Annotated in this window: 23 protein-coding genes; 9 read left to right on the top strand and 14 right to left on the bottom strand. The window is 60.8% G+C overall.

Annotated elements, in window-relative coordinates:
* Positions 1–14 precede the first annotated feature (14 nt).
* From RUH64_RS04635 to RUH64_RS04625, 3 genes are read right to left on the bottom strand one after another with little or no spacing between them, the layout of a single operon-like run.
* Positions 15–872 (bottom strand): ABC transporter permease, encoded by an 858-nt coding sequence (locus tag RUH64_RS04635; protein ID WP_313811672.1) that lies wholly within the window; start codon positions 870–872, stop codon positions 15–17.
* Positions 869–1,714 carry an ABC transporter ATP-binding protein gene (locus RUH64_RS04630; RefSeq protein WP_396275984.1) on the bottom strand — a complete coding sequence of 282 codons (846 nt, stop codon included), beginning with the start codon at positions 1,712–1,714 and terminating at the stop codon, positions 869–871. Before RUH64_RS04630 ends, RUH64_RS04635 begins: the two co-directional genes overlap by 4 nt.
* 6 nt (positions 1,715–1,720) lie before the next feature.
* Positions 1,721–2,752 carry an ABC transporter substrate-binding protein gene (locus RUH64_RS04625; protein WP_313811671.1) on the bottom strand — a complete coding sequence of 344 codons (1,032 nt, stop codon included), beginning with the start codon at positions 2,750–2,752 and terminating at the stop codon, positions 1,721–1,723.
* A 391-nt stretch (positions 2,753–3,143) separates the two neighbouring features.
* Between RUH64_RS04625 and RUH64_RS04620 the strand changes: the two genes are divergently transcribed.
* The 4 genes from RUH64_RS04620 (at position 3,144) to RUH64_RS04605 (ending at position 9,066) form a co-directional block, all read left to right on the top strand.
* A complete protein-coding gene (locus tag RUH64_RS04620; RefSeq protein ID WP_313811670.1) occupies positions 3,144–4,154 on the top strand; it encodes an LD-carboxypeptidase in 1,011 nt (336 codons plus the stop codon).
* Between the two features lie 273 nt (positions 4,155–4,427).
* Complete coding sequence (locus tag RUH64_RS04615; protein ID WP_313811669.1) at positions 4,428–5,453, top strand: 3-oxoacyl-ACP synthase III; 1,026 nt, start codon at positions 4,428–4,430, stop codon at positions 5,451–5,453.
* Entirely contained in the window at positions 5,447–8,041 is a 2,595-nt protein-coding gene (locus RUH64_RS04610; RefSeq protein WP_313811827.1) for an alpha/beta fold hydrolase, read from the top strand. The genes RUH64_RS04615 and RUH64_RS04610 overlap by 7 nt, the downstream gene beginning before the upstream one ends.
* Positions 8,038–9,066, top strand: a complete 1,029-nt coding sequence (locus RUH64_RS04605) for an NAD-dependent epimerase/dehydratase family protein (protein WP_313811668.1) — start codon at positions 8,038–8,040, stop codon at positions 9,064–9,066. The genes RUH64_RS04610 and RUH64_RS04605 overlap by 4 nt, the downstream gene beginning before the upstream one ends.
* A 237-nt stretch (positions 9,067–9,303) precedes the next feature.
* Here the strand turns inward: RUH64_RS04605 and RUH64_RS04600 are convergent, their stop codons facing one another.
* Positions 9,304–9,864 (bottom strand): helix-turn-helix domain-containing protein, encoded by a 561-nt coding sequence (locus tag RUH64_RS04600; protein ID WP_313811666.1) that lies wholly within the window; start codon positions 9,862–9,864, stop codon positions 9,304–9,306.
* A gap of 46 nt (positions 9,865–9,910) precedes the next feature.
* Positions 9,911–11,422: an APC family permease gene (locus RUH64_RS04595; protein ID WP_313811664.1), complete on the bottom strand. Its 1,512-nt coding sequence runs from the start codon at positions 11,420–11,422 to the stop codon at positions 9,911–9,913.
* Between the two features lie 197 nt (positions 11,423–11,619).
* On the opposite strand from RUH64_RS04595, the gene RUH64_RS04590 reads away from it, so the two are divergent.
* Together RUH64_RS04590 and RUH64_RS04585 are read left to right on the top strand one after the other, a co-directional pair.
* Positions 11,620–13,065, top strand: a complete 1,446-nt coding sequence (locus tag RUH64_RS04590) for an FAD-dependent oxidoreductase (protein ID WP_313811662.1) — start codon at positions 11,620–11,622, stop codon at positions 13,063–13,065.
* Positions 13,062–13,442 (top strand): cupin domain-containing protein, encoded by a 381-nt coding sequence (locus tag RUH64_RS04585; RefSeq protein WP_313811661.1) that lies wholly within the window; start codon positions 13,062–13,064, stop codon positions 13,440–13,442. The genes RUH64_RS04590 and RUH64_RS04585 overlap by 4 nt, the downstream gene beginning before the upstream one ends.
* Before the next feature lie 23 nt (positions 13,443–13,465).
* Here RUH64_RS04585 and RUH64_RS04580 read toward each other — a convergent pair whose 3' ends face one another.
* From RUH64_RS04580 to RUH64_RS04570, 3 genes are all read right to left on the bottom strand, one after another.
* The gene (locus tag RUH64_RS04580; protein ID WP_313811660.1) at positions 13,466–13,960 is read right to left on the bottom strand and encodes a hypothetical protein; all 495 of its coding nucleotides are present in this window, start codon (positions 13,958–13,960) and stop codon (positions 13,466–13,468) included.
* Positions 13,961–14,083: 123 nt separating this feature from the next.
* A complete protein-coding gene (locus RUH64_RS04575; RefSeq protein WP_313811659.1) occupies positions 14,084–15,181 on the bottom strand; it encodes an alanine--glyoxylate aminotransferase family protein in 1,098 nt (365 codons plus the stop codon).
* Between the two features lie 121 nt (positions 15,182–15,302).
* Positions 15,303–15,815 (bottom strand): DUF2127 domain-containing protein, encoded by a 513-nt coding sequence (locus RUH64_RS04570; protein WP_313811658.1) that lies wholly within the window; start codon positions 15,813–15,815, stop codon positions 15,303–15,305.
* Between the two features lie 181 nt (positions 15,816–15,996).
* Between RUH64_RS04570 and RUH64_RS04565 the strand changes: the two genes are divergently transcribed.
* Together RUH64_RS04565 and RUH64_RS04560 are read left to right on the top strand one after the other, a co-directional pair.
* Positions 15,997–16,542 carry a Chromate resistance protein ChrB gene (locus tag RUH64_RS04565; protein WP_313811656.1) on the top strand — a complete coding sequence of 182 codons (546 nt, stop codon included), beginning with the start codon at positions 15,997–15,999 and terminating at the stop codon, positions 16,540–16,542.
* On the top strand, positions 16,542–17,729 hold the full coding sequence (locus RUH64_RS04560) for an MFS transporter (RefSeq protein WP_313811655.1): 1,188 nt from the start codon (positions 16,542–16,544) through the stop codon (positions 17,727–17,729). Before RUH64_RS04565 ends, RUH64_RS04560 begins: the two co-directional genes overlap by 1 nt.
* 82 nt (positions 17,730–17,811) lie before the next feature.
* Here RUH64_RS04560 and rpsO read toward each other — a convergent pair whose 3' ends face one another.
* The 6 genes from rpsO to truB form a co-directional block, all read right to left on the bottom strand.
* The gene (gene rpsO, locus RUH64_RS04555) at positions 17,812–18,081 is read right to left on the bottom strand and encodes a 30S ribosomal protein S15 (protein WP_141364742.1); all 270 of its coding nucleotides are present in this window, start codon (positions 18,079–18,081) and stop codon (positions 17,812–17,814) included.
* A 104-nt stretch (positions 18,082–18,185) separates the two neighbouring features.
* Positions 18,186–18,971 (bottom strand): class I SAM-dependent methyltransferase, encoded by a 786-nt coding sequence (locus tag RUH64_RS04550; protein WP_313811651.1) that lies wholly within the window; start codon positions 18,969–18,971, stop codon positions 18,186–18,188.
* Positions 18,972–18,976: 5 nt separating this feature from the next.
* Complete coding sequence (locus tag RUH64_RS04545; protein WP_313811650.1) at positions 18,977–19,930, bottom strand: bifunctional riboflavin kinase/FAD synthetase; 954 nt, start codon at positions 19,928–19,930, stop codon at positions 18,977–18,979.
* 66 nt (positions 19,931–19,996) lie between these two features.
* Positions 19,997–20,464, bottom strand: coding sequence for a hypothetical protein (locus tag RUH64_RS04540; protein WP_313811649.1), 468 nt, complete (start codon positions 20,462–20,464; stop codon positions 19,997–19,999).
* 10 nt (positions 20,465–20,474) lie between these two features.
* Entirely contained in the window at positions 20,475–20,837 is a 363-nt protein-coding gene (locus tag RUH64_RS04535; RefSeq protein WP_313811648.1) for a hypothetical protein, read from the bottom strand.
* Positions 20,838–20,856: 19 nt separating this feature from the next.
* The gene (gene truB / locus RUH64_RS04530; protein ID WP_313811646.1) at positions 20,857–21,780 is read right to left on the bottom strand and encodes a tRNA pseudouridine(55) synthase TruB; all 924 of its coding nucleotides are present in this window, start codon (positions 21,778–21,780) and stop codon (positions 20,857–20,859) included.
* A 156-nt stretch (positions 21,781–21,936) separates the two neighbouring features.
* Here truB and RUH64_RS04525 point away from each other — a divergent pair, with 156 nt between their 5' ends.
* Positions 21,937–23,106 (top strand): hypothetical protein, encoded by a 1,170-nt coding sequence (locus RUH64_RS04525; protein WP_313811644.1) that lies wholly within the window; start codon positions 21,937–21,939, stop codon positions 23,104–23,106.
* Positions 23,107–23,111: the final 5 nt, after the last annotated feature.

The following is a 23,111-nucleotide window of genomic DNA, read 5'->3' as shown; positions in this document are numbered from 1 at the left end:
AGATTGTCGTGTGCTTAGTGTCGGTTCCAGCGTGAGAAACGCCGTTCAAGGGCGACCAGGCCCGTGTTCACCGTAAAGCCGAGGATTGAAACGGTGAGGATGGCTGCATACATCTGCGGTATCAGGAAGCTTGCCTGGGAGTTGGTGATCAGGTATCCGAGCCCCGCCTTGGCCCCGATCATTTCTGCGGCGATGAGCACCAGTACCGAAGCGGTACCTGCCATGCGGATTCCGGTGAAGATGGTAGGCACCGCCGAAGGCAGGATCACCTTGGTGAAGATCTCTAGGTTTGTCAGCCCCAAGGTTCTGGCCGCCCGGATCAGCAACGGATCTACGCCTTGTGCACCGAGGATCGTATTGAGCAGCACCGGGAAGAATGCGGCGAAGAGTACGATCGCCACCTTCGATATTTCTCCGATGCCAAGGATGAGGGTAAACACCGGGAGCAGGGCCAGGGCCGCGGTATTCCGGAAGACTTCCAGCAGGGGATTAAGAAAGCTCTTGGCTCGTGGATACCAGGCGATCATGAGGCCCGCGGGAACGCCGATGAGGATCGCAAGTATGAAGCCTGCTAATGACCTTCCCAGGCTGGCCTGTGCATGGACCAGAAGTTCACCCGAGGTGATCAACTGCCACAGCGCGGAAAGCACCTGGTGCAGAGGAGGTAGGAATACCCTTGCCGAGTCGCTGAGCAAAACTAGCGGCAGCACTTCCCAAGCAATGAGAAAAATGATGATTGCGCCAGAGCCAAAGAGTATTCTGCGTGCCACGGCACCGGTGGCAGGAGCCCGCCGCCGCGCGATCTGCTGCGGCTGACTCGCGGTCTTCGGTCGAGCAGTTTTGGTCAATGACGGCGCTTGTATCGTGCTCATGCTGCGGCTCCTGTCGTTACTGGTTCTGGCTGTTGCGGTACGCCAGGGATGCTGTCGGCTGGTGCATGCAACAGGTTCCAAATTTCGTGCCGGTACCTGCCGAATTCTGCGGTGGAGCGAATGTCCTCATTGGTATCGCGGTCCGCCAGTTCGATATCGATGATCCGTTGGATTCGGCCCGGGCGGCCCGTCATGACAGCCACCCGTTGCCCCAGGTAGACGGCTTCCTCGATCCCGTGCGTAATGAAGATGATCGTTGTACCGGTTCGCTTCCAGATCTGCAGCAGGAGCTCCTGCAGCTGCTCCCTGGTTTGAGCGTCCAGCGCCGCGAAGGGTTCGTCCATGAGCAACACACGCGGTTCGTGGGCCAAAGCTCGGGCGATCGCCACACGCTGCCTCATGCCGCCGGAAAGTTCGCTGGGATAGCGATCCTCGAATCCTTCTAAGCCGACGAGCCTGAGGTATTCGGCGGCCCGCTCGCGACGCTGCTTTTTGTCGAGATCCTTTCGTTCACGCGCCAGGCTTTCCAGTCCAACCTCCACGTTCGCTACGGCCGAGCGCCAAGGGAACAGTGCATACTGTTGGAAGACGACCGAACGTTCTAGCCCCGGCCCTGATATCGGTCGACCATCAACCAACACCTGCCCCTCGTCGGGATCGCTGAGCCCGGCCAAAATGTCCAGCAGCGTCGACTTGCCGCATCCGCTCGGGCCCACCAAGGTCACGAATTCTCCGTGGCCCACGGTGAGTTTCACCGATTCCAACGCCGTCACCCTTTCGGCGCTCCCGGAGCTTTTCCGCTGAAAGTACTTGGCCACATTCTTGATTTCAATCGTTGACACAGTCTTCTACTTTCCGTTCGCCAGGTCGTTGTATTCGTTGGTGTAGTAGTCTCCGGGCGTGATTTCTCCCTGAACAATTCCGGTGTCGTTGAGCCACTGGGCCCACCGGGTGAAGTCTTCGTCCTTGACTGCGCCGTGCTCTCCGACTCCGAAGCTGCGGAAGTATTTCAAGGGTTCGGTGCTTTCCCCGCGGCCGCGCTTCTGGATGATGTCAGTCAGACGCTCAACTACTTCCTCGCGTGAATGGGAATTCGCCCAATCTGCCGCCTTGCCGATTCCGGTGGCAAGGGTTCTGGTAGCCTCCGGGTTCTGCGCAATGAAGTCGTCACGCAATACGTACTGGCCGCCGTTGAAATCTCCGTAGACATCAACGTCGCGCAGGAACTTGCGCACCCCTCCCTGGGCCAATGCATGTTCTTGGAACACCGAGCTCAAAGCACCAACGTCGACCTGGCCGCTGCGAATTGCCTGTTCTGTGTCGCTAGGAGGAAGCACCACCAGCTGCACCTGCTTGATTTCGTCCTCGCTCAGTCCGCTTTGACGAAGGAAGGAGCTCAAGACCGCTTCGGAATGTGCACCGAGCGTGTTGACTGCAACGCTCTTGCCGATCAGGTCCTTGGGTTCCTTGATGTCGCTGTCCTCGCGGACATAAAACGTGTAGTTCGATGCCTCGTTCGATCCATAGGAGGAGACCACCCCGGTGACCTTGGCACCTGCTTCCTGGAGTTTCACTACAGCTCCGGAGAAGGCGCTGCCGAGGTCGGTGGCACCGGTGGCGGTGTTTTGAATGCTTGCTGGACCGCTGGTGTTGTTGCCGACCCACTGCAGGTCGACGCCGTCAAGGTAACCGAGGTCTTCGGCCAGTTCAGGAAGGTTCACCCCGTTGGCGCCGCCTTCATAACGGACAACTACCGAGCCGTCCGGGTTCTTGCCGGCTGCCTGGCTCGACGAAGCGCAGGAGGTGACCACCAACGGCGCGATAAGTACTAGCGCGGTCAGGGAAAGGGTGCGAACTGAATTTGTGCGGCGGAGTTTCATGGGTGGTTCCTTTGCGATGCGGTGATGGGCTGCTTGGGTAGAAACCATCCAAACAGTGCTCCGGCGGCCAGCAAAGGGGCACGTCAACAGGGTCAATAAAGCGAAATATGGGTGGTTTGCGTCCGGAGATAAACCTTCGTTTCTTCCACTGCTGCCTCAAGTACTCATGCGTCTGGCCCGGAGCCTGATTTGCCTCGCAGATGACTTTTATTGCGCGCCGCACCTGAAACACTGCGGTCGTACCCGTGCTTTAGAAGTACAAAGATGACTCCCCGTTTCATCCCCGGCAGTTCCAGAGCCGAGAAAACAACGTGGAATATGACGAAACTGCACGGATTTCGCCGCTGCTTCGCTTCTTGAAGGGCACGTTCGCCACGGATAGGGTTGAAAAATGACCACGTCGCCTCGGAAAATTGTGATCCCCGCTCGACTGAAAGCCGGATCAACCATTCGTGTGATTGCTCCCTCCTGCTCGCGCACCTTCGTGATGGAATTCGATAATTCTCATTGGATCAACGAACGCTTCGACCGGTTGGGCATCAACGTCACCTTCGGCGCCCACGTCGATGAGAATGACGACTTCGATAGTTCCTCCATCACTTCGCGCCTGGCAGACCTGCATGATGCCTTCGCCGATCCAACGGTCGATGGAATCATCAGCGTCATCGGTGGATTCAATTCCAACGAACTGCTGCCCTACCTAAATTGGGAGCTCATCGCTGCAAACCCCAAGGTCTTTTGCGGGTACTCCGATTTCACTGCCTTGGCCAATGCCATCCACGCACGCACCGGGCTGTTGACCTACGTCGGCGCGCACTGGTCGTCATTCGGCATGCGCGACCACTTTGAACCAACCGGCCAGTGGTTCAGGCAGGCGACTCATGAACTTGAATGGTCCATTGAGCACCGGCAGGAATTCACCGATGACCTGTGGTTCATGAATCAAGATGAACGGACCGTCCACACCACCGACGGACCCTGGGTGCTCAATGCGGGTTCGGCGCGGGGCAAGGTGTTCGGCGGAAACCTGAGTACGCTCGGCCTGCTGCGCGGCGGCCCGTCCATGCCTGATCTCGCCGGTTCGGTGCTTTTCGTGGAAGAAGACGGCGCGGTGGACATCAACGAGTTCGCCCGCAGCCTTGCGGCCCTGCTCCAATCGCAGGGTGCTGATCAGTTGGCAGGCCTGGCCATTGGCCGCTTCCAGGTCGAGTCTCGGGTCACCCGTTCGCTACTGGAGCAGATCGTCGCGAAACACCCGCAGCTCGATCAGATACCAGTAGTGGCGAACCTCGATTTCGGCCACACCAGCCCGATGTTCACGCTGCCGATCGGCGGCGTCGCCGAGCTGAGCGCCGAAGGTTCCACGGTGCACCTGGGCTTTGCGCACCACCACGACCGGTGACCCGCGAAACGGATAGTCCATGAGTCAAGACCGATGACCCGCACCGCTCATCGGCGGGTTCCCGTGTGCATTTTTCACGGTTAACTGTCAGCGCCCATACAGATCGTCGTGAATTTTTCGGGCTCTGGGCTGAAATGACACCGGAAATAGGGGGAACGGTGCCTTAGGGAATACCGTTAAGGAAGAAAACTAGCTCGTTGGCTCCCAACGGGCCCGCCCAGCACCCTGCGCCGTGGCCCGTTTGGCACGCCTGTCCCCTGTAAAGGTCTAATCTTGAACGGCAATGCAACCTTCAGACACAACAACGTAGCCCTGCTCTCGGTGAACAGCGTGCTCGCCGATGACGTTCTCAGTTCCGCTGAGTTCGACGAGCGGCTGGCTCCTAGTCTGAAAAGGCTGCATCTGTCCAAGAAACTTCTGGAACGTGTATCAGGCGTGGCCGAACGCCGATGGTGGGCTGCCGGCACCAGCTTTGACGATGCAGCCATCAAGGCAGGCAAGCAGGCGCTTGACGCCGCGGGCATCGAACCGGGACAGATCGGGCTGTTGATCAATACCTCGGTGACCCGCCGCAACCTGGAACCGTCGGTGGCATCCAAGGTCCACCACGGGCTGGGCCTGCCTTCCTCGGCGATGAACTTCGACATTGCCAACGCCTGTCTTGGCTTCGTCAACGGCATGACCCTAGCGGCGAACATGATCGACTCCGGCCAGATCAACTACGCATTGATCGTCGCCGGCGAGGACGCCCAGCCAACCCAGGAGATCACCTTCCAGCGGCTGAACGATCCGAACTCCACCCGCGAAGACTACCTGCGCCAGTTCGCCACCCTCACCCTGGGATCCGGAGCCGCCGCCGCAGTGGTCGGCCCCGCCGACAAGCACGAGGGCAAGCCGCGCATCCTGGGCGGGGTCTCCCGCGCCGGCACCGCACACCATGAACTGTGCGTCGGCGGTCCTGCCGGCATGTACACCGACAGCAAGGGGCTACTGGACAACGGCCTGGACCTGGTCGTCGATGCCTGGGACGAGGCGCACGCCGCAGGCTGGGATTGGACCTCGATGGACCGCTACGTCACCCACCAGGTCTCCAAGTCCTACACCAACGCCATCATCAAGGCCGTGGGATTGGTCCGCGACCGCGTGCCAGTCACCTTCCCGAAGTGGGGCAACGTCGGACCTGCCTCGCTCCCGATGACCCTGTGGCAGGAAGCCAAGTCGCTCAAGCCCGGCGACAGGGTGCTGTGCATGGGCGTCGGCTCGGGACTGAACACCGCGATGATGGAGCTTGCCTGGTGACCGGCCCCTTCCCCGGCCTGGCCGAAGAGCATTCCCGGCACCTGACGGTGCCCTCCACCTCGCTGGTCGACGTCCCGGGAACCAGCCACCGCTGGCACCTGCTGGATAACGGTGCAGAACTGGACAAGCGGGGCATCACCCCGACCGGAACACTGCTATGCGTGCACGGCAATCCCACCTGGTCCTACCTGTGGCGTTCCCTGTTCAACCACGTATCCGAGCACCGCCTGCCCTGGCGGATCATCGCAGTGGACCAGCTGGATATGGGCTTTTCCGAACGCACCGGGGTCTTCCGGCGCCTGGCCGACAGGGTCAACGACCTGGGCGACCTGACCCGGGAACTGGAGTTGAGCGGACCGGTCACCACCGTGGGGCACGACTGGGGCGGCATCATCTCCCTGGGCTGGGCCACGAACCACCAGGACCAGCTGGCCAGCGTGGTACTGACCAATACGGCGGTGCACCCGGCAGGGTTCGACCTGCCTCCTGCCCTGCAGCTGGCATCCCACCCGGCGGTGCACGGCTGGGGAACCACCACCACCGACGCCTTCCTACGCGTGACCCACTCGCTGGCCAATCCGGCGCTGACCCCCGCGGTCCGCGAGGCCTTCATGGCCCCCTACACCACCGCCGCTCAGCGCAGCGGCGTGGGAAACTTCGTGGCAGACATCCCCTTTGCCCAGGAACACCCGAGCCGTCCGGCACTGGATTCCATCTCCTCGGCCGTCCGCGAACTCACCGTCCCGGCCCTGCTGCTCTGGGGCCCAAAGGATCCGGTCTTCTCCGACCGCTACCTGCGCGATCTGATGGACCGGCTGCCGCAGGCAAAGGTGCACCGCTTCGAGGGCGCCGGACACCTGGTAGCCGAAGACCGCGACATCGCCACCCCGATTTTCCAGTGGCTGGACGCCGCGTCCACCAAGGACCCCGCCGCCCAGCGGGCCGCTGGACTGCAGGACTACCTGCCCATGCTTGCCCAGCTCGACGAGCGCACCAACGACCACAGCCCGGCGGTGGTGGACATCAACCCGCCACGTTCGCTGTCCTGGGCTCAGCTGGGCCAACGCGTCAACGACCTGGCCAAGGGGCTTGAACAGCTCGGCGTCACCAGCGGTTCACGGGTCAGCCTGCTGGTCCCCCCGGGCATCGAGCTCACCACGCTGATCTACGCCTGCCTGCGGCTGGGCGCCGTCATTGTGGTGGCCGACGCAGGTCTTGGCACCAAGGGCCTGGGCCGTGCAATCAAGGGCGCCGGACCGCAGTTCCTGATCGGCATCCAGCGGGCGCTGGTCGGCGCCAAGGCGCTGAACTGGCCAGGACTGCGCATCAGCGTCGAGAGGCTGCCAGCAGCGTTGGCAAAGGTCTTGGGCGTGGAAAACAGCGTGGCCGAACTGCTGCAGCAGGGTGCCGCCGGCACGCCCAGCGCCCAGGATTTCACCGCAGCCAATCCGGATGCTGATGCCGCGGTGCTCTTCACCTCCGGCTCCACCGGCCCCGCCAAGGGCGTGGTCTACACCCACCGCCAGCTGGCGGCCATGCGCGATACCCTCGCCGCCACCTACCAGCTGAAGGCTGGGTCCTCCCTGGTGGCAGGATTCGCCCCCTTCGCGCTGCTGGGACCCGCCCTGGGCGCCACCTCGGTGACCCCGGACATGGATGTAACCTCACCAAAGACGCTCACCGCGGCGGCGCTCGCCGACGCCGCCATGGCGGTTCACGCAACGGTGGTCTTCGCCTCCCCCGCGGCGCTGGCCAACGTCCTGTCAACCAAGGAGCAGCTGACCGAGCAGCAGCGCCAGGCCCTCGAGAAGGTGTCGCTGCTGCTGTCGGCAGGGGCGCCGATTCCTGAGCCGTTGCTGGCGCAGGTCCAGCAGCTGGTCCCACACGCCGCGGTGCATACGCCCTACGGCATGACCGAGGCGCTGCCGGTGACGGACATCGACCTAGCAGGGATCCGGGAGGCCGGGGACGGCAACGGCGTCTGCGTCGGCACCCCGGTCTCCGGCGCGAGCGTGGGCATCGCGGTGCTCGACGCCGACGGTGAGCCGATCCTGGAGCCGTCCACCGAACCGGGAGCGACCGGCGAAATCCTGGTGCGCGCATCGCATGTCAAGGACCGCTATGACAGGTTGTGGATCACCGAAAAGCACAGCACCTCCATCCCCGGCTGGCATCGCACCGGAGACGTGGGGCACCTCGACGCCTCCGGGCGCCTGTGGGTCGAGGGACGCCTGGGCCACGTGCTGCGCACCGCCGGCGGACCGATTACCCCGGTGCTGGGCGAACACCTTGCCCAGGCGGTTTCCGGAGCCGGGCGCACCGCGCTGGTGCCCGTGGGCCCGGCGGGAACGCAGAGCGCCGTCATCGTGATGGAGACCGTACCCCCCGCCCGCAAGCCGGGTCTTGCAGCGCCTCAGCTGTCAGCCGGGGTCCGCGATGCGGTGGCCTCCGCGGGAATTGACATCGCCGCGGTGCTGGTGGTTCCCGAACTTCCCACCGACATTCGGCACAACTCGAAGATCGATAGGGCGCACCTGGCCTCCTGGGCCGAGGCGGCGCTGGCTGGTGGAAGGATCCGCAAACCATGAGTTCACCCATTCAGCTGGCTGGACCGCGTCGGGTCCTTGTCACCGGCGCCAGCGGTATGCTCGGCGGGGCCGTCGCACAGCTGCTGCGCGATCAGGGGCACCATGTGCGCACCTTCCAGCGCCGCCCGGCGCCCGGTTCCACCGACGAGGTGCTCGGTTCTCTCTCCAACTCTGCGGACATCGCCCGCGCGGTGGACTCCATGGACGCGGTCATCCACCTGGCCGCCAAGGTCTCCTTCACCGGGCATTGGGATGAGTTCGTCGCGACGAACATCGACGGCACCAAGCACTTATTGACCGCCGCGCAGTCGGCGGGCGTCGCGGATTTCGTGTTCGTCTCCTCCCCCTCGGTCGCGCATTTGGGCCAGGCCCTGGCGGGAGCCTCCGCGGGAACCGCCGATCCGAGCCGCGCGCGCGGCAATTATGCACGATCCAAGGCAGCCGCGGAGCTTGAAGCGCTCTCGCGCAACGACGAACAGTTCAGGGTCGCAGCGATTCGCCCCCATGTGGTGTGGGGTCCGGGAGATACCCAGTTGGTGGAGCGTGTGCTTCAGCGGGCGGCCGCCGGCCGGCTGCCGCTGCTGGACAATGGCGCCGCACTGATTGACACCACCTACATCGACAACGCGGCCGCCGCGATCGTCCGCGGCTTGGAGCGCATGGACGAGACTCAGGGGCGTGCGCTGGTGGTCACCAATGGTGAGCCGCGCCCGGTGGGAGAATTGATTGCCGGCATCTGCCGCGCCGGCGGTGCACCGGCACCGAAGTTCAGTGTTCCCGGATGGCTGGCTCGCGGTGCAGGTTCGGTCATCGAACGCGCGTGGCTTGCCGCAGGATCGCGCAATCTGGTGCACGACGAACCTCCCATGACCCGATTCCTGGCCGAACAACTGTCCACCGCGCACTGGTTCGATCAGCGCGAAACACACCGCATCCTGGACTGGACTCCCCAGGTCAGCATCGATCAGGGTCTGGAAAAGCTGGCGCTGCACTATGGGGGCACGGTACTGCGGCCGGTGGGCTGATTCCGCGGCGTCTGATGGGCCTGACTCGTTGAGTCTCGCTGTCTTTCGACGGATTAGCTGCTTAAATTACGGTACGGGATTTGGCGTGCCCGTTAGCGTTCGAAGACTGCATATATTTATAGATCCGCGAGGAGTTCAATAGACCGGCGGGCGCACCAAATCGGTGCACCCGCCGGTAAAAGTTTCGGCTTCGTATGGAGATGCGTTGCTACAAATACCAATTCAGTAGTAAATGGACTATTTTCCAGACTGAGCGCCGCTGGCCACTGCCTGTCCGCTGAAACGCTGCACCAACTGCTCAATTGTCTGCGCGGTCAAGAATTCATCGTGATGCCCGCGAGAAATGTCCAGATGGTAGCTGACACCATCGCCGGCCAGCAGTGCAAGCTTGGCAAGCACCGGGTCTCCCAACGCATCATTGAGCACCTGGAACCATAAGTCGCGGCCACGGCGCAATGCAGCCGACGCATCGGCATTTCCACGCTGCGCCAACCGGGTAGACGCCACCACCATGCGCTCAAGCGGTGAATCTTCCTCCATCGACGAAGCAAAGTAATAGTGCACCGCCTGAGCAAGGTTCGCACGCATGGCCGCCACGTCAGCATCGATCAACTCATTGAGCCGCCGCACCAATTCTGTGTCCAAAGCCTGGCGATTCTTAAAATGGTGCAACAGCCCCGCCTTGGATAGCCCGCTGCGTTTAGCGGTGGCATCAATGGTCGCTTCACGGGTGCCATGGTCGTAGAGCAGTCCAACATAGGCGTCGAGAATTATCTCCTGCTTTATTGCTGTGCTCATGACTGCTTGATCTCCCAAAGTCTCCGGCCTCCTATCGTGGCGGCGCCTAATTCTCTGGAACAAGCACCGGGGTGTCGCGGTTCAACGAACGACCGGCGAAGTATTCGCGCGAACCCGGACGCAGTCCCCACAATCCCATGACCACAAAGCCCATGGCAAGCGAGCCCACGCCCATCACGAACGTGCCGCTGATGCCCAAAATGGTGGTGGTCCCGTACTCAGGGTCGAGCATGCTGATGGCCGAGTAGACAAATACCGCACTCATCATCAGTCCACCCACCAATGGCAGGACGAGACGGAAGAACACATTGCGGGCGGAACTGGTCAGCGAGGAACGGAAATACCAGATGCAGGCAAAGGAGGTGATCGAGTAATACAGGGCGACCGCCAGCGAGGTGCTTTCGATGGTATCGGCCAAGATGTCTCCGGAGATGATCGTCATGCCCACATAGAACACCAGCGATGCCGATCCGGTGAACAGCGTGGAGTACGCGGGGGTCTTGAATACCTCGTTGACCACGCCGAAACGCTTCGGCAGCGCTCCATAGACGCCCATGGACAGGGTTCCGCGGGCGGTAGGCAGGATGGTGGTCTGGCAGGTTGCCAGGGCCGAGATCGCCACGGCCAACACGAGCAGCCAGCCACAGGAACCCATGGCATCCAAGCGCAGAGCAAAGAACACGTCGTCGGCACCTTCCGGATTGCCCAAGCCCTTGCCGCTTTCACCAATGCCGGCGAACATCATCGTCAAAACGGTCATACCGATGTAGGTCACCAGAAGCATTACAGTGGACAGCAACGCTGCAAGGCCCGGGGTGGTACGCGGGTTCTTAGTCTCTTCTGCCAACGCCAGGCAGGTGTCCCAGCCCCAGTAGATAAAGATCGCAATGAGAACACCCTGAACGAATCCTGCAGGATTATCGCTGGCGAAGGGGTTGAACCAGTCCCAGGAGAATTCAAGACCCAGCGTCGGCATAGCTTGGATCGCGAAGTACAGGCCGATGCTGAACGCAATGATGGCAACATACTGCAGCGCCATCAGCAGATACTGCGTAATCGCTCCGGTCTCGACATCGCGGTAGGAAATCCAGGTCATGGCAATGATGATCAGCGCACCGAAGGCGGTGACCAGCACCTTTGAGTCGGCAATGGAGCCGTCCCCGATCAGCAGCAGCAGGTATTTGGAAGCCACTTCCGTTTGGCTGGACATGACAATAACGCCTGCCACCATGACCGACCAGCCGGCCATCCACCCGGTTTTCGGGCCGAAGGCCTTGGCGGCCCAGGTGAAGGCGGTACCGCTGTCGGGAATGGCGGTGTTGAGCTCACGATAGGCGAATGCCGTGAGACACATGGGGATAAATGCAACGATCAGGGCCGCGGGAGTCTGCGCCCCGGCCGCCATGACAATGAAGCCCAGGGTTGCAGCCAGTGAGTAGAGCGGCGCGCTGGAAGCCAGCCCGATGACTGTCGACTGCAGCAGTCCAAGTTTGCCCGCGGCCAGTCCCTTGGAGCCTGTTTGAGGAACGCTGCCGGTGTGCTGCTGAGTGCTCGTCATTCGGATAGTCCTCCTAAGAAATGTGTAAATACTGAAAATTCACCAACCAACTGGTTGGTCTGCTATATACTTGCAACATTATGAATGTGAGTCAAGTCATAACAACATATGAGCTGCCGTGAGCGTCATGAGTTGAATTGCTTCGCTCAGCACATTCAGTGAACCGGCAGAAAACACCTCCTACTAAAGAAACAGTGATGACTACATCTACGCCGACCTTCTTCGAACAGGCCGAACAAACCATCGACCCAGCCCTCACCGCCACCTCACTCAGGGAAACCAAGCGGGCAGTCTACTGGCTCGATGACCCGAACCGGCCAGCACCCCGCCCTAAACTCACCGAACACACCACCGCAGACCTGCTGGTGGTCGGCGGCGGCTACACCGGATTATGGAGCGCCCTGCAGGCCAAGGAACGCCACCCCGAAGCCACCGTGGTGCTGCTGGAAGCCGGATGGGTCGGCGACGAAGCCTCCGGACGCAACGGCGGCTTCTGCGAAGCATCGCTGGTGCACGGTGAATCCAACGGTGAAAACCACCTGCCCGAAGAAAACGCCCGCCTGACCGAACTCGGCAAAGAAAACCTCGCCGAACTCATCGACACCATCCACCGCTACAACATCGACTGCGACCTGATCCAAGAAGGCTCCCTGAGCGTGGCCACCGAACCGCACCAGGACCAGTGGCTGCGCGAAGAAGCCAACGGCGAGGACGTGCTCTACCTAGACCGCGACCAAACCTCGGAGATGATCCGCTCCACCGCGTTCCTCTCCGGTTCCTGGTCCACGGCCGATACGGTGTTGGTGCACCCGGCCAAACTGGTCTGGGGCCTGCTCAAAGTCTGCGAAGACCTCGGCGTGAAAGTCTACGAGCAGTCCCGCGTGGACTCCCTGTCAGAGCAGGGAGACCTTGTTGCCGCGGCCACCGCAGACGGTCAGGTGCTGGCCAAGAAGGTCATCTTGGGCACCAATGTGTTCCCTTCGCTGCTCAAGCGCAACGCGTTGATGACCGTCCCGGTCTACGACTACGCCCTGGTCACCGAGCCGCTCACCGCAGTCCAGCGTGAGGAGATCGGCTGGGAGAAGCTCACCGGGCTGGCCGATCTGAACAGCCGCTTCCACTACTCGCGGCCGATCATTGACGAGCAGGGAGACTTCCGCATCCTCTACGGCGGCTATGACGCCCTGTATTTCTTCGGTGGCAAGGTAGACCGCAAGCACTACAACAGCGAAGACACCTACACCCGCCTGGCCGCGCACTTCTTCGCGACCTTCCCGGCCTTGGAGGGCTTGAAGTTCTCCCATGCCTGGGGTGGTGCGATTGATTCCTGCAGCCGGTTCTTCTCCTTCTTTGACCTGGCCTATGACGGCAAGGTCGCCTCCGCGGCCGGGTTCACCGGGCTGGGGGTGGGGGCTACCCACTTCGCGGCGAAGGTCATGCTCGACCTGCTCTCGGGTGAAACAACGGAGCTGACCGAGCTGAAAATGGTGAAGAAGAAGCCGCTGCCCTTCCCTCCAGAACCCGCCGCGTGGCTGGGTGTGAAGATGATGACCGGGGCCATGGCCGCCTCGGATCGCAACGAAGGCAAGCGGGGGCTGTTTTTGCGGACCATGGACGCGATCGGGATGGGGTTTGATTCATGATCAGCAACACCAGTGTGTTTGACGGTTATGAGGACACCCGCAGCCTCAACGCTTTGGAGGTGGTGTTGGTGCCTGAGCCGGTGGACGCGGCCCAGCTGGTGGACGGCACCCCGAGCACCGCGGTGCACGGGCTGGGTGAAATCTTCGGGGTCGAGTTCGGGCTCTGGGAGATGACCGAAGGCGCGATGCAGGACGTTGAAGCCGAGGAGCTGTTCATCGTGCTGGCCGGGAGGGCGACGGTCACGGTGCATGCGGTGAACGGGTATGCGGAGCAGGTCTTTGATTTGGTGGCGGGCAGTGTGTGTCATTTGCGGGAGGGGATGCACACGACCTGGGTGGTGGATGAACCGCTGCGCAAGGTCTATTTGGCTAAATAACTAGCAACTGGCTGATTTCTCAGTTAGCAGTAGACATGGATACTCCCGCCATACCCTGCCGGCAGTCCCCGGCCTGAGACCCAGCCTGCCAGCACCTCATAGGTTTGCGCCAGAGTCAGCGACTGGGGGCCGTTCGCCTCTACGTCTTCATCGGGATGACTAGATGCCCGATCGGCATTGGGACCGTAGGCGATGCGCATGTTGTAGGCGCTTCCATCAACTACTGCCAGTTCCAACATGAAGTTGCCGTCGGCTAAACGCATTCCCTGCGCATACTTGTCAATTGGCTCTTCTCCTTCGATTTGGAAGGTGTGGCCTTCCTCCGTAACGAGCTGCAGTACTTGGGCAAGCTGCGAAACCGAGACGAGCTTCACCCACTCACGTGTAGCGGTGGTATTCCACCACAACTCTTCCGAGGGCTCGGGATCTTCCAGCAGAAGGTTCAGTTCCTCGGCGGAGTACCAGTCGCGCGGCTTGTCGAGCTGTAGTCGTCCTACAGCGTCATAGGTATCTTTCATGGCCACACCCTATGAAGTACCACCGATAATTTGGGGCAGCCTGCCATTGCACATGCGGCGAGTGCTAAAAAGGAAACGAAACTTCCTTTCAAGCACCCGCCGCATGCTTTGCAATCAGCTGATTTAGGCCTTGTCGATAGCTTCCTTCAGCGAAGCAAGGATCAGAGCAACCGATGCAGGGTTGGCATTCGGCCCCATCAATCCGATACGCCACACGGTATCTGCATATTGCGCCACGCCGCCGCCGATCTCAATGCTGAAGCGGTTGAGCAGGTAGCTGCGTACCCGCGCCGAATCAACACCTGCAGGGACCTTGACAGTGGTCAGCTGCGGCAGCCGATGCCCCTCTGCGGCGAAGAGTTCCAAACCCATGGCTTGGAGGCCATCCTGCAGTGCCTTTCCGGCTTCTTGGTGCCGTTTGGTCACCGAATCAAAACCTTCGTCCATAATCCGCTTCACGCCCGCCTCCAAGGAAGCAATCATGGCTACCGGGGCGGTGTGGTGATAGGTGCGCTTACCGCCGGTGGAACCAGTTGTGTATCCGCCGAGCAGGCCCAGATCGAGGTACCAGGATTGCGGCTTCTGCACCCTACGTTCAAAAGCCCTGTCTGAAATGGTGAACGGAGCTAGACCCGGCGCCACGCCGATGCACTTTTGGGAACCTGCATAGCCGACGTCGATCCCCCATTCATCGGCCAATACCGGCATGCCGCCGATGGACGTCACCGCGTCGGTAATCAACAGGGCATCGCCCTTAATCGCACCCAACGCGGCAATGTCGGAGACGACGCCAGTACTGGTTTCGGCATGGACACCGGCGATGACCTTGGGATTCGGATGTGCTGCAACAACTCGTTCGGCGTCGATGGGTGTGCCGTACTCGTGCTCCACGCGCACGATTTCTGCGCCAACGCGCGAAGCCACCTCGCACATGCGCTCTCCAAAGAGGCCATTGATGGCGATGACCGCCACGTCGCCGGGGTTGATGGTGTTGACGAAGGCGGCCTCCATGCCGGCCGAACCGGTGGCACTCAACGGCAGGGTGCGCGCATTCTTAGTTCCCCACAGCACCCGGAGCCCGTCGCAGACGGCATCCATACGTGCAATGAACTCCGGATCTAGGTGCCCCAGGAGCGGCAGGCCCAGAGCAGCAGTTGCTTCCGGGTATGGATTACTCGGTCCAGGGCCGAAGAGATGACGTTCAAGAATTGTCTTGCTCATGGCTGCTCGCTTTCTCCGTGCTGCGGTGATCCACCGTACCTACAGGTTAGCCTTTGCTCTCGGTGCCGGGCGCCATCAACCCCCTGCATTTCAAGTCCAGATTGTGGCTCTTTTGCGCAGGTCAGCGCCGATGAGTTGTGGTGCCCTTGAGAGCCCTGTGCCGATGGATTCGAAATTCTCTCACGGTAAGCCAAACAACGAACAGGTCAAAGATCGTCAAGAAGAACATCCCGATGCTGAACGAGGTGACGAGTTGGTAGCTCTGGTAGCCGATGAATATCACCAGGAAGGCAATCATCCACGGGTAAGCCCAGAGTCGATTCTTTAATACCGCCCAGACTAGAACCACTTTTACAGCACCATGCAGCAGGAGGTAGGCTGCGGCGAACCACGAAGCTTCCAGAGTCAATCCCCCACTGGCCCGCAGCAAGGAGTTAGCCAAGAAGTCTCCGGGGTCTTCGGCAAGCTCATGCTGAGTGAGCACCCTAACGAGGGCATCCAATTGTTCTGGCTTTACCAACAGAAAAAGAATGCCGCCGATAATTTCCAGCAGTCCATCGATGCCCTTGAGCAGCAGGGAAATCCAAAAGACTCGGTCCATGAGTGAAATACGGAGCCTGTGCTGTCCGGACATGCTTGTTCCTTGGTGCTGGTGGTAATTTACCCATGTATTCCCGGATTCTGCCACACAGCTTCCTGCTTGGAACTGGTTTGTATCGAATTCAGGGCATCAACTTGAGACTTCCACAGCTGAAGATCAATTCTCTGCTACGCCTCGACTCTCAAATGTTGTAACAACTGTTACTTTTAGGATTGTGACTAATAAAATCAAATGGTTGCTGCTGCTGGTTCAAGTTCCTTCCGAACCCTCGCGCCACAGGGTGGCAGTGTGGCGTCAACTTCGTAAAACTGGTGCTGTTCCGGTGATGTCGGGCACCTGGGCCCTGCCCGACGCCACGCAATTTGTTGAGGGTATGGCTAAAGCTCGCGATCTATGCACAGCCGCAGGAGGAACCTTCGCGGTGCTTTCAGCCACGGGCAAGGACGAGCAATCGCAGCGGGTCCTTGAACAAGCATTCAGGGATGCCCGCAGTGACGAATGGACAGAGTTCCTTGCAGACTGCAAGAAATTCGATGCAGAAATCGCCAAGGAAATTTCTATCAAGAAGTTCACCTTTGCCGAGCTGGAGGAAGAAGAGCAAAGCCTCGATCGCCTCCGACGCTGGTTCAGAGACCTGAAGAAACGCGATGTGCTGCAGCTGGAGTCCGCCAAGCAGGCAGAAGCCGCGTTGAGCGGCTGCGTCGCGAACCTCGATGACTATGCACAGCAGGTGTACTCGGCCATGAATGGCGATCACTGATGGCACGCACCAGCACAGCCAATTCGGCAGTACCCCTCTACGCGGCGGGATTCACCACAGCATTTGGAGCTCATAGCATCGCAGCCGGTCTTGGTGCAGAGCAGTCAACTCTGGGCACCAGCTTGTTGGCTCTCGGTGTACTGCTCGCGGTCTATGACGTAGCGGAGGTGATCCTGAAGCCAGTTTTCGGATCGCTCAGCGACCGCGTCGGAGCCAAGCCGGTGATCGTTGGCGGGCTGCTGTTCTTTTGCGTGTTCTCAGCGCTCGGAATCTTTGCGGCGACGCCGCTGGCACTGGGTCTCATTCGGTTGGGACAGGGAGCCGCGGCTTCTGCATTCTCCCCAGCTTCATCTGCAGCGGTGGCCCGGTTGGCCGGCTCGAAGAATACCGGAAAGTACTTCGGCCGCTACGGTTCGTGGAAGACCTTGGGCTATGTCCTTGGACCCCTGCTGGGCGCGGTGCTGATCTGGGCCGGTGGATTCTCGGCGCTGTTTGCCACCATGACCGTCATTTCTGCAGCCGCAGCCTTGTGGGTGGCCCGCTGTATGCCGAACCTGCCGGTGCTGCCAAAGCAGCGATATACGCTGAAGGATCTGGCGGTTCAATGCCTTGAACCGTCCTTCATTGTCCCGACCGTGGCCCTGGCCTGTGCCACCGGTGCGCTGGGCACCGCCATCGGCTTCCTGCCGTTGCTGGGCACCGAACTGCAGTTGGGCAGCGGGCAGAGTATGGTCATCGTCTCGGTGCTGGCCTTGGCCTCTGCCTTGGTTCAACCGTGGGTTGGAAGGCTGCGCGATCAGGCGAAAATTTCGGCCCGTCGAGGGATGGTACTGGGACTGCTCGTCAGCGCCGCAGGTCTGGGAATCGTTGCCTTGGTGCCGAGCCTTGCCACATTGCTCCTCGGTGCGGTCCTCATCGGCGCTGGCATCGGCATCACAACTCCATTGGGCTTTGCCCACCTCGCTTCAAATACCCCAGAGCATCGCATGGGGCGGACCATGGGTTCGGCCGAGCTGGGTCGAGAACTTGGCGATGCAGGCGGACCGCTGTTGGTCGGCGCCATCGCCACGGCCTTTGGTGTATCCATTGGCTTGGGAACCTTGGCTGTGATCCTGGTTTTCGCCGCGCTTCTCTGCACCCTGGCACTCAGGCGCCTCTCCGACCGGGGGACTCAATCTCCAGCCTAGGATCATTGGCAACGCCATTCGCAAGACAGCGCAAAGCCCCGGCTCCCATCAGGGAACCGGGGCTTTGCTGAACGGCTTGAGACTACTTGCGCAGGCCCAGGCGCTCGATCAGCGAACGGTAACGCTCGATGTCGGTGTTCTTGAGGTAGCCGAGCATACGACGACGACGACCAACCAGAGCCATCAGGCCACGGCGGGTGTGGTGATCGTGCTTGTGCTGCTTCAGGTGCTCGGTCAGGTCCGAAATACGACGGGACATGACAGCAATCTGAACCTCAGGCGAACCGGTGTCACCCTCGTGGGTGGCGTAAGCCTTGATGATTTCGTTCTTGATAGCGGCATCCAGTGCCATAACAAACTCCTAGAGTTGGACCGCGTTTCATTCACAATGAACGTCAGACGTTCACGACGGCGTATCGCAACCGCGGACTGCAGCGAAGGCCAGCATCAATCATATCATCGACGCTTGCGCCGACGCCCCCTCCAGGCATGGGTGAGATGTGGCACGTCGACCTTCTCTTGGGGATCATGGCCCAAATGCTCGCACCAGTACCAAGCAAGGTTTGCTTCCACCTTGGCCCGCGTAGCGTCGCTGGCCTTACGGTAGTAGCTGCGAGATTTAGTCAGCTCGATGACCTCGGAAAAATCCAGTTGCATGGACCAGTTCCACAGCCCGTGTTCGGGTTTGGAGAATTCCCTGCCCAATGGGGGTTCAAGTTCCGGGCGGTGTACATCGCCCGCATGCATAATCCTCGCCAGCCGGTGCACCCATGGAATCGTGACATCTAACTGGTTCCACAGCAGGGTCAGCCATCCCCCGTCGTGCAGCAAGCGGGCCGCTTCCGCGCTGGCTTTGGGGTGGTCCACCCAATGCCATGCCTGCGCATAGGTCACCAGGTCGAAGCCGTCGGAATCCAGTCCGGTATCTTCCCCCGAGGCACAGATGCGTTGAATCTGTGGCAGCCGCTGCGCCAGCACGTCAAGCATGTCTTGGGACGGATCTACCGCGGTGACTTCAAGCCCCTGGGTGACCAGCTGTTCGGTGAAGATTCCGGAACCGCACCCGATATCCACCGCGGCGACAGGCCCGTGCTGCACGGTGAATTCCAGTGCAGCTTGCGGATAGGAAGGCCTGATCTTGTCGTAGCTTTCGGCTCCGGCTTGGAAGGCCGAGGCCAGCTCCCTGCGCCGCTGCTCATCGACGACGAACGCGCGGCGCGGAAGTGAAGGAATCTCTGCCATTGAACCTAGTGCCGCTCGGCGGCCAACACTGCACGGGCCTGGGAGACGTCAGTGGCCATCTGCTCGATCAACGCTTCAATGCCGCGGTAGGCAACCATGGGACGCAAATGAGAAATGAACTCAACCACGATCTGCTGGCCATAGAGATCGAAATCTTCCACCCCTTCCTCCGGGCGGTCGATCACGTGCGCCTCGACGACGCGGGAGACACCCTCAAAGGTTGGATTGGATCCCACCGAAATCGCCGCCGGCCAGCGAACTTCTGCCTCATCGATCAGCCAGCCTGCGTAGACGCCGTCGGCCGGGATGATCCCCGATGAGTCGGGGGAAAGATTTGCGGTGGGGAAGCCGAGTTCGCGTCCACGGGCGGCGCCGTGAACGACTTCGCCGCGCACACGGTGCGGCCTGCCGAGAATCGCGGCGGCGGCGGCGACATCGCCTTCGGCAAGTTCTTCGCGGACCCAGGTGGATGACAGCCTGCGCTTGTCCCCCACGTCTGCCACGCCGATGACCTCGAAGCCGTATTTAACGCCGAGTTCCTGCATGAGCTCGAAGTCCCCGGAATTGTTGCGTCCAAAGCGCACGTCGTGGCCAACTACGACAGCTGCGGCATTCAATGCGTCGACGAAGACCGATTTCACGAATTCTTCGGGGCTTTGATCTGCGAACTCAAGGGTATAGCGGATCATCAGCACAGCATCCAAGCCGACCTTGGCCAGCGTTTCAATGCGGTCCGCAACACCCATGATCAGCTGCGGTGCGCTCTGCGGACGGTGCACGAATGCCGGGTGGGGATCAAAGGTTATTGCGACGGATTTCGCCGAACGTGCTTTCGCCTGCGCAACCACTGAATCCAAAACTTCGCAGTGTCCCAGATGGACTCCGTCGAAGTTTCCAATGGTCACAACGGTGGGAGCCATATCTGTGGGGACTGCGTCCAGGCCCTTCCAATAGTGCACTTTGCTCCTTATAAGGTTCTTGCTTCGGCGGATCAGCGAACCCGCCGTAGCAATTCTCGCACGTCTTTAGGCGTGGCGCTCGTTACGGTTACGGTAAAGCCACCACAGTCCGACAATCGGAAGCACCAGAGGGATGTATCCGTATCCCTTGCCGTAGCCGCTCCACACCGACGGATGGGCAAACACTTCCGGATGGGTGATGGACAGGGTGCCCACCACCAAGACTCCCACCAGTTCGATGCTGACAGCCCACAGTGAAACCAGCCAGGCGCCGCGCTTTGCGGAAGCGAGGGAAATGGTTGCCACCACGTAGATCAGACCGGAAATCACCGACAGGATGTAGGCCACCGGGGCCTCGTCGAATTTGGTCAGGATCTGGTAGACACCGCGCACCGTGGCTGCCAGGGCCAGGATGCCGTAAACGGTAATAATGACTCGGCCAAGTCCTGTGGTGCGGCTTGGCTTGGGGCCGTTCGCCGCGTTCTTGGCTTCCGCTGCCTGCACAATGCGCGAGTTGCGGGGCTTTTCACTCATGAATCGGCTCCTACTGCCAGATTTGTTCCATGCGGAACAGCATTACAAACGTCACTGCGGCCGATGCCGCCAATACCGCATTCGACCAGCGGCTTTTCTCGCTGATAGCCCAGAAGAACGCGACCGGGGGCATGATCAGCGCGGTGATCAGGTAGCCCCAAAATTCAATGGGATCCCCGGCCACGCTCTCTCCCCCGCCCTGGCGGATGGCTGCGGCGATGCCGTAGACGATCAAAAATAGCTCAGTGGCCACCGCGCCGATCAGCGCCCAGTCATCGGGGTACTTGCGGATGATCGTGGCGATGACCGCAACGATGAATGCGACGGCGCAGACGATCGCTCCGGCAATGAAGAAGCCGTTGAAGGCAATCACCAAGAATGTCCCTTCGAAACTATTTGGCCGTGAAGACCAGGGCAGCGCGGGCCTTGTCTCCCTTGTCTTCCAGCAGTGCCACCAAGACACCATTGGGTGCGAACGCCGCCACCGGGGTGTTTTCAGGAATGTCCAGGATCTTGGAGGAGGCGGGAATCGGGCGCCCATAGGACAGCTCTACTGCCTCGTCGACGCTGACGGTCCGGTTCGGAAACAGCGCCGCGGCGGCCTTCTCAATGGGAAGAATCTCGAACTCTTCGGCTAGCTGCTCAAGGGTGCGGGTCTGCTCGATCTTGTACGGGCCTACCTCGGTGCGGCGCAGCGCGGTGAGGTGTCCGCCGACATTCAGCGCCTCGCCCAGGTCGCGGGCCAGAGCGCGGATGTAGGTGCCCGAACTGCAGGACACCGTCACGTCGACGTCGAGGATCTTGCCGCCGTTTTCGCGGCGGATCTCGTGGATGTCGAAGCGGGAGATGGTCACCGGGCGGGATTTAAGCTCCACCTGTTCGCCGGCCCGCACGCGTGCATAGGAGCGTTTTCCGTCGACCTTGATGGCCGAAACCTGGCTCGGCACCTGCAGGATGTCTCCACGCAGCTTGGCCACCTCGGCTTCGATGTCTTCGTCGTTGACCGCGGCGGCGATGCGCTCGGAGATGATCTCACCCTCGGCGTCGTCGGTGACGGTGTTCTGCCCCAGACGGATGGTGGCGGTGTAGGTTTTGTCGTGGCCCACGATATAGGTGAGCAACCGGGTCGCCTTATTGATGCCTACGACGAGCACGCCGGTGGCCATGGGATCCAAGGTGCCGGCGTGGCCCACCTTGCGGGTGCCCGCGAGGCGGCGGATGCGGCCGACCACGTCGTGGGAGGTCATACCCTGATCTTTATCGACTAGTACGAGGCCCGATGCCTGCTCTTGCGTGTTCTGCCCGGCTTTACTCACGCCCTCCAGTATATGGTCTGGCTATGCAGAACGCCCTCTGGCTGATCGACTCGTGACAAGCTCCACACCGCAGGCCCGGGTTTCCCTGCGTCCGCTGACCTCCTATGGTTCCCTTGAATTGCACTTCCACGTGCTGCTTTCAGTAGGCTGTGGACTATGTTGCGCATGATGTTCTTTGCCGGGCTTGGCGTCGTCCTTGCAGGAATCTTCCTCTACTATCTGGGCGTTGACAGTGGGCTTGGCTGGGGATTGGGGCTCGGGCTGAACATTTCCATCTTCAGCGCGGCATTCATCGCCATCGGCAAAGCGATGACCGCCGGAGCAGTAGTTCCCGCCGAGGCCTTGGACGCGGCGCGTTCTCAGGGCAGGATCGGGCATGCGATCGTGCAGTCGCTGAGCCAGACCGGCACCAAGATCAACGACGAACCGGTGTGCAATATTGTCATTGCAGTTCAGCCTCCGCACGGCCAGGCGTTCCTTGGCCAGATCAAGATGATCGTTCCGCTGACGCACCTAGGTCGTTATCAACCGGGCGAACTGCACGAGGTGGCATTCTTCGGCAAGGACGACACCCATGTGTATTTCACCGGTGCGCCGTCGGTGAATCCTCCGCACCATATTTCGGTTCCAACTGTGATGCCTCCTGCTGCACCGCTCACCTTGATTCCGGCGAAGGTCAACAAACAGGGCAAGCTCTACACACCGCTTTTGGGCACCGGCCGGCGGGGGCGGCCACTGCGTTTCCTGGCCTATGCCAGCGCACTGCTCATCGGTGCCGCGCTCATGCTCCTGCCGTTCCAAGATCGCGTGCTTTCCGGCTATGCAGCACTGAGCCAGCAACGGTTGACCGCAGATCTGCGCACCGAAGGTCAGATGAAGTATGTCGTCGACGAACTGGAACGTCGGGCCGGGCACCGCAACGCGGTGGACATCTACATTGGCAACGATCGGGTGATGGCCTCCATGCCAGTCACCGCCGGAGGCCAGGAAACCGACGATTGGTGGTTTTCCAAGGCCTACGCCGAACACCGCGGACCTGCGACTATCCAGCCGGAATCTGCGCGCGAACAGTTTTCCATGGACGAGGTTGCCTGGGACAGCATCTGGCCTGCGATTGAAAAAGGGAGCGAACAGTCAAAAATTCCAGTGACGGACGATCTGATGGTTTCCGTCGAGCGCTCCACCATCAACGACGTTCATTCACCGGATTTCATCCGGTCCTACGGCCCGGTGGTAGTTCGCTTCACCCTTGAAGACGACTACCATCAAGCGTTTTTCGTGATGGATGCCCAGGGGAAGAACCTTAAGATGACCGGTCGCGAATAAGCTCC

This window comes from Glutamicibacter sp. (assembly GCF_032154645.1).
Taxonomy (GTDB): Bacteria; Actinomycetota; Actinomycetes; order Actinomycetales; family Micrococcaceae; genus Glutamicibacter.
Note: the sequence above shows the minus strand (reverse complement) of the source record. Positions and strands in the feature narration are given on the sequence as shown.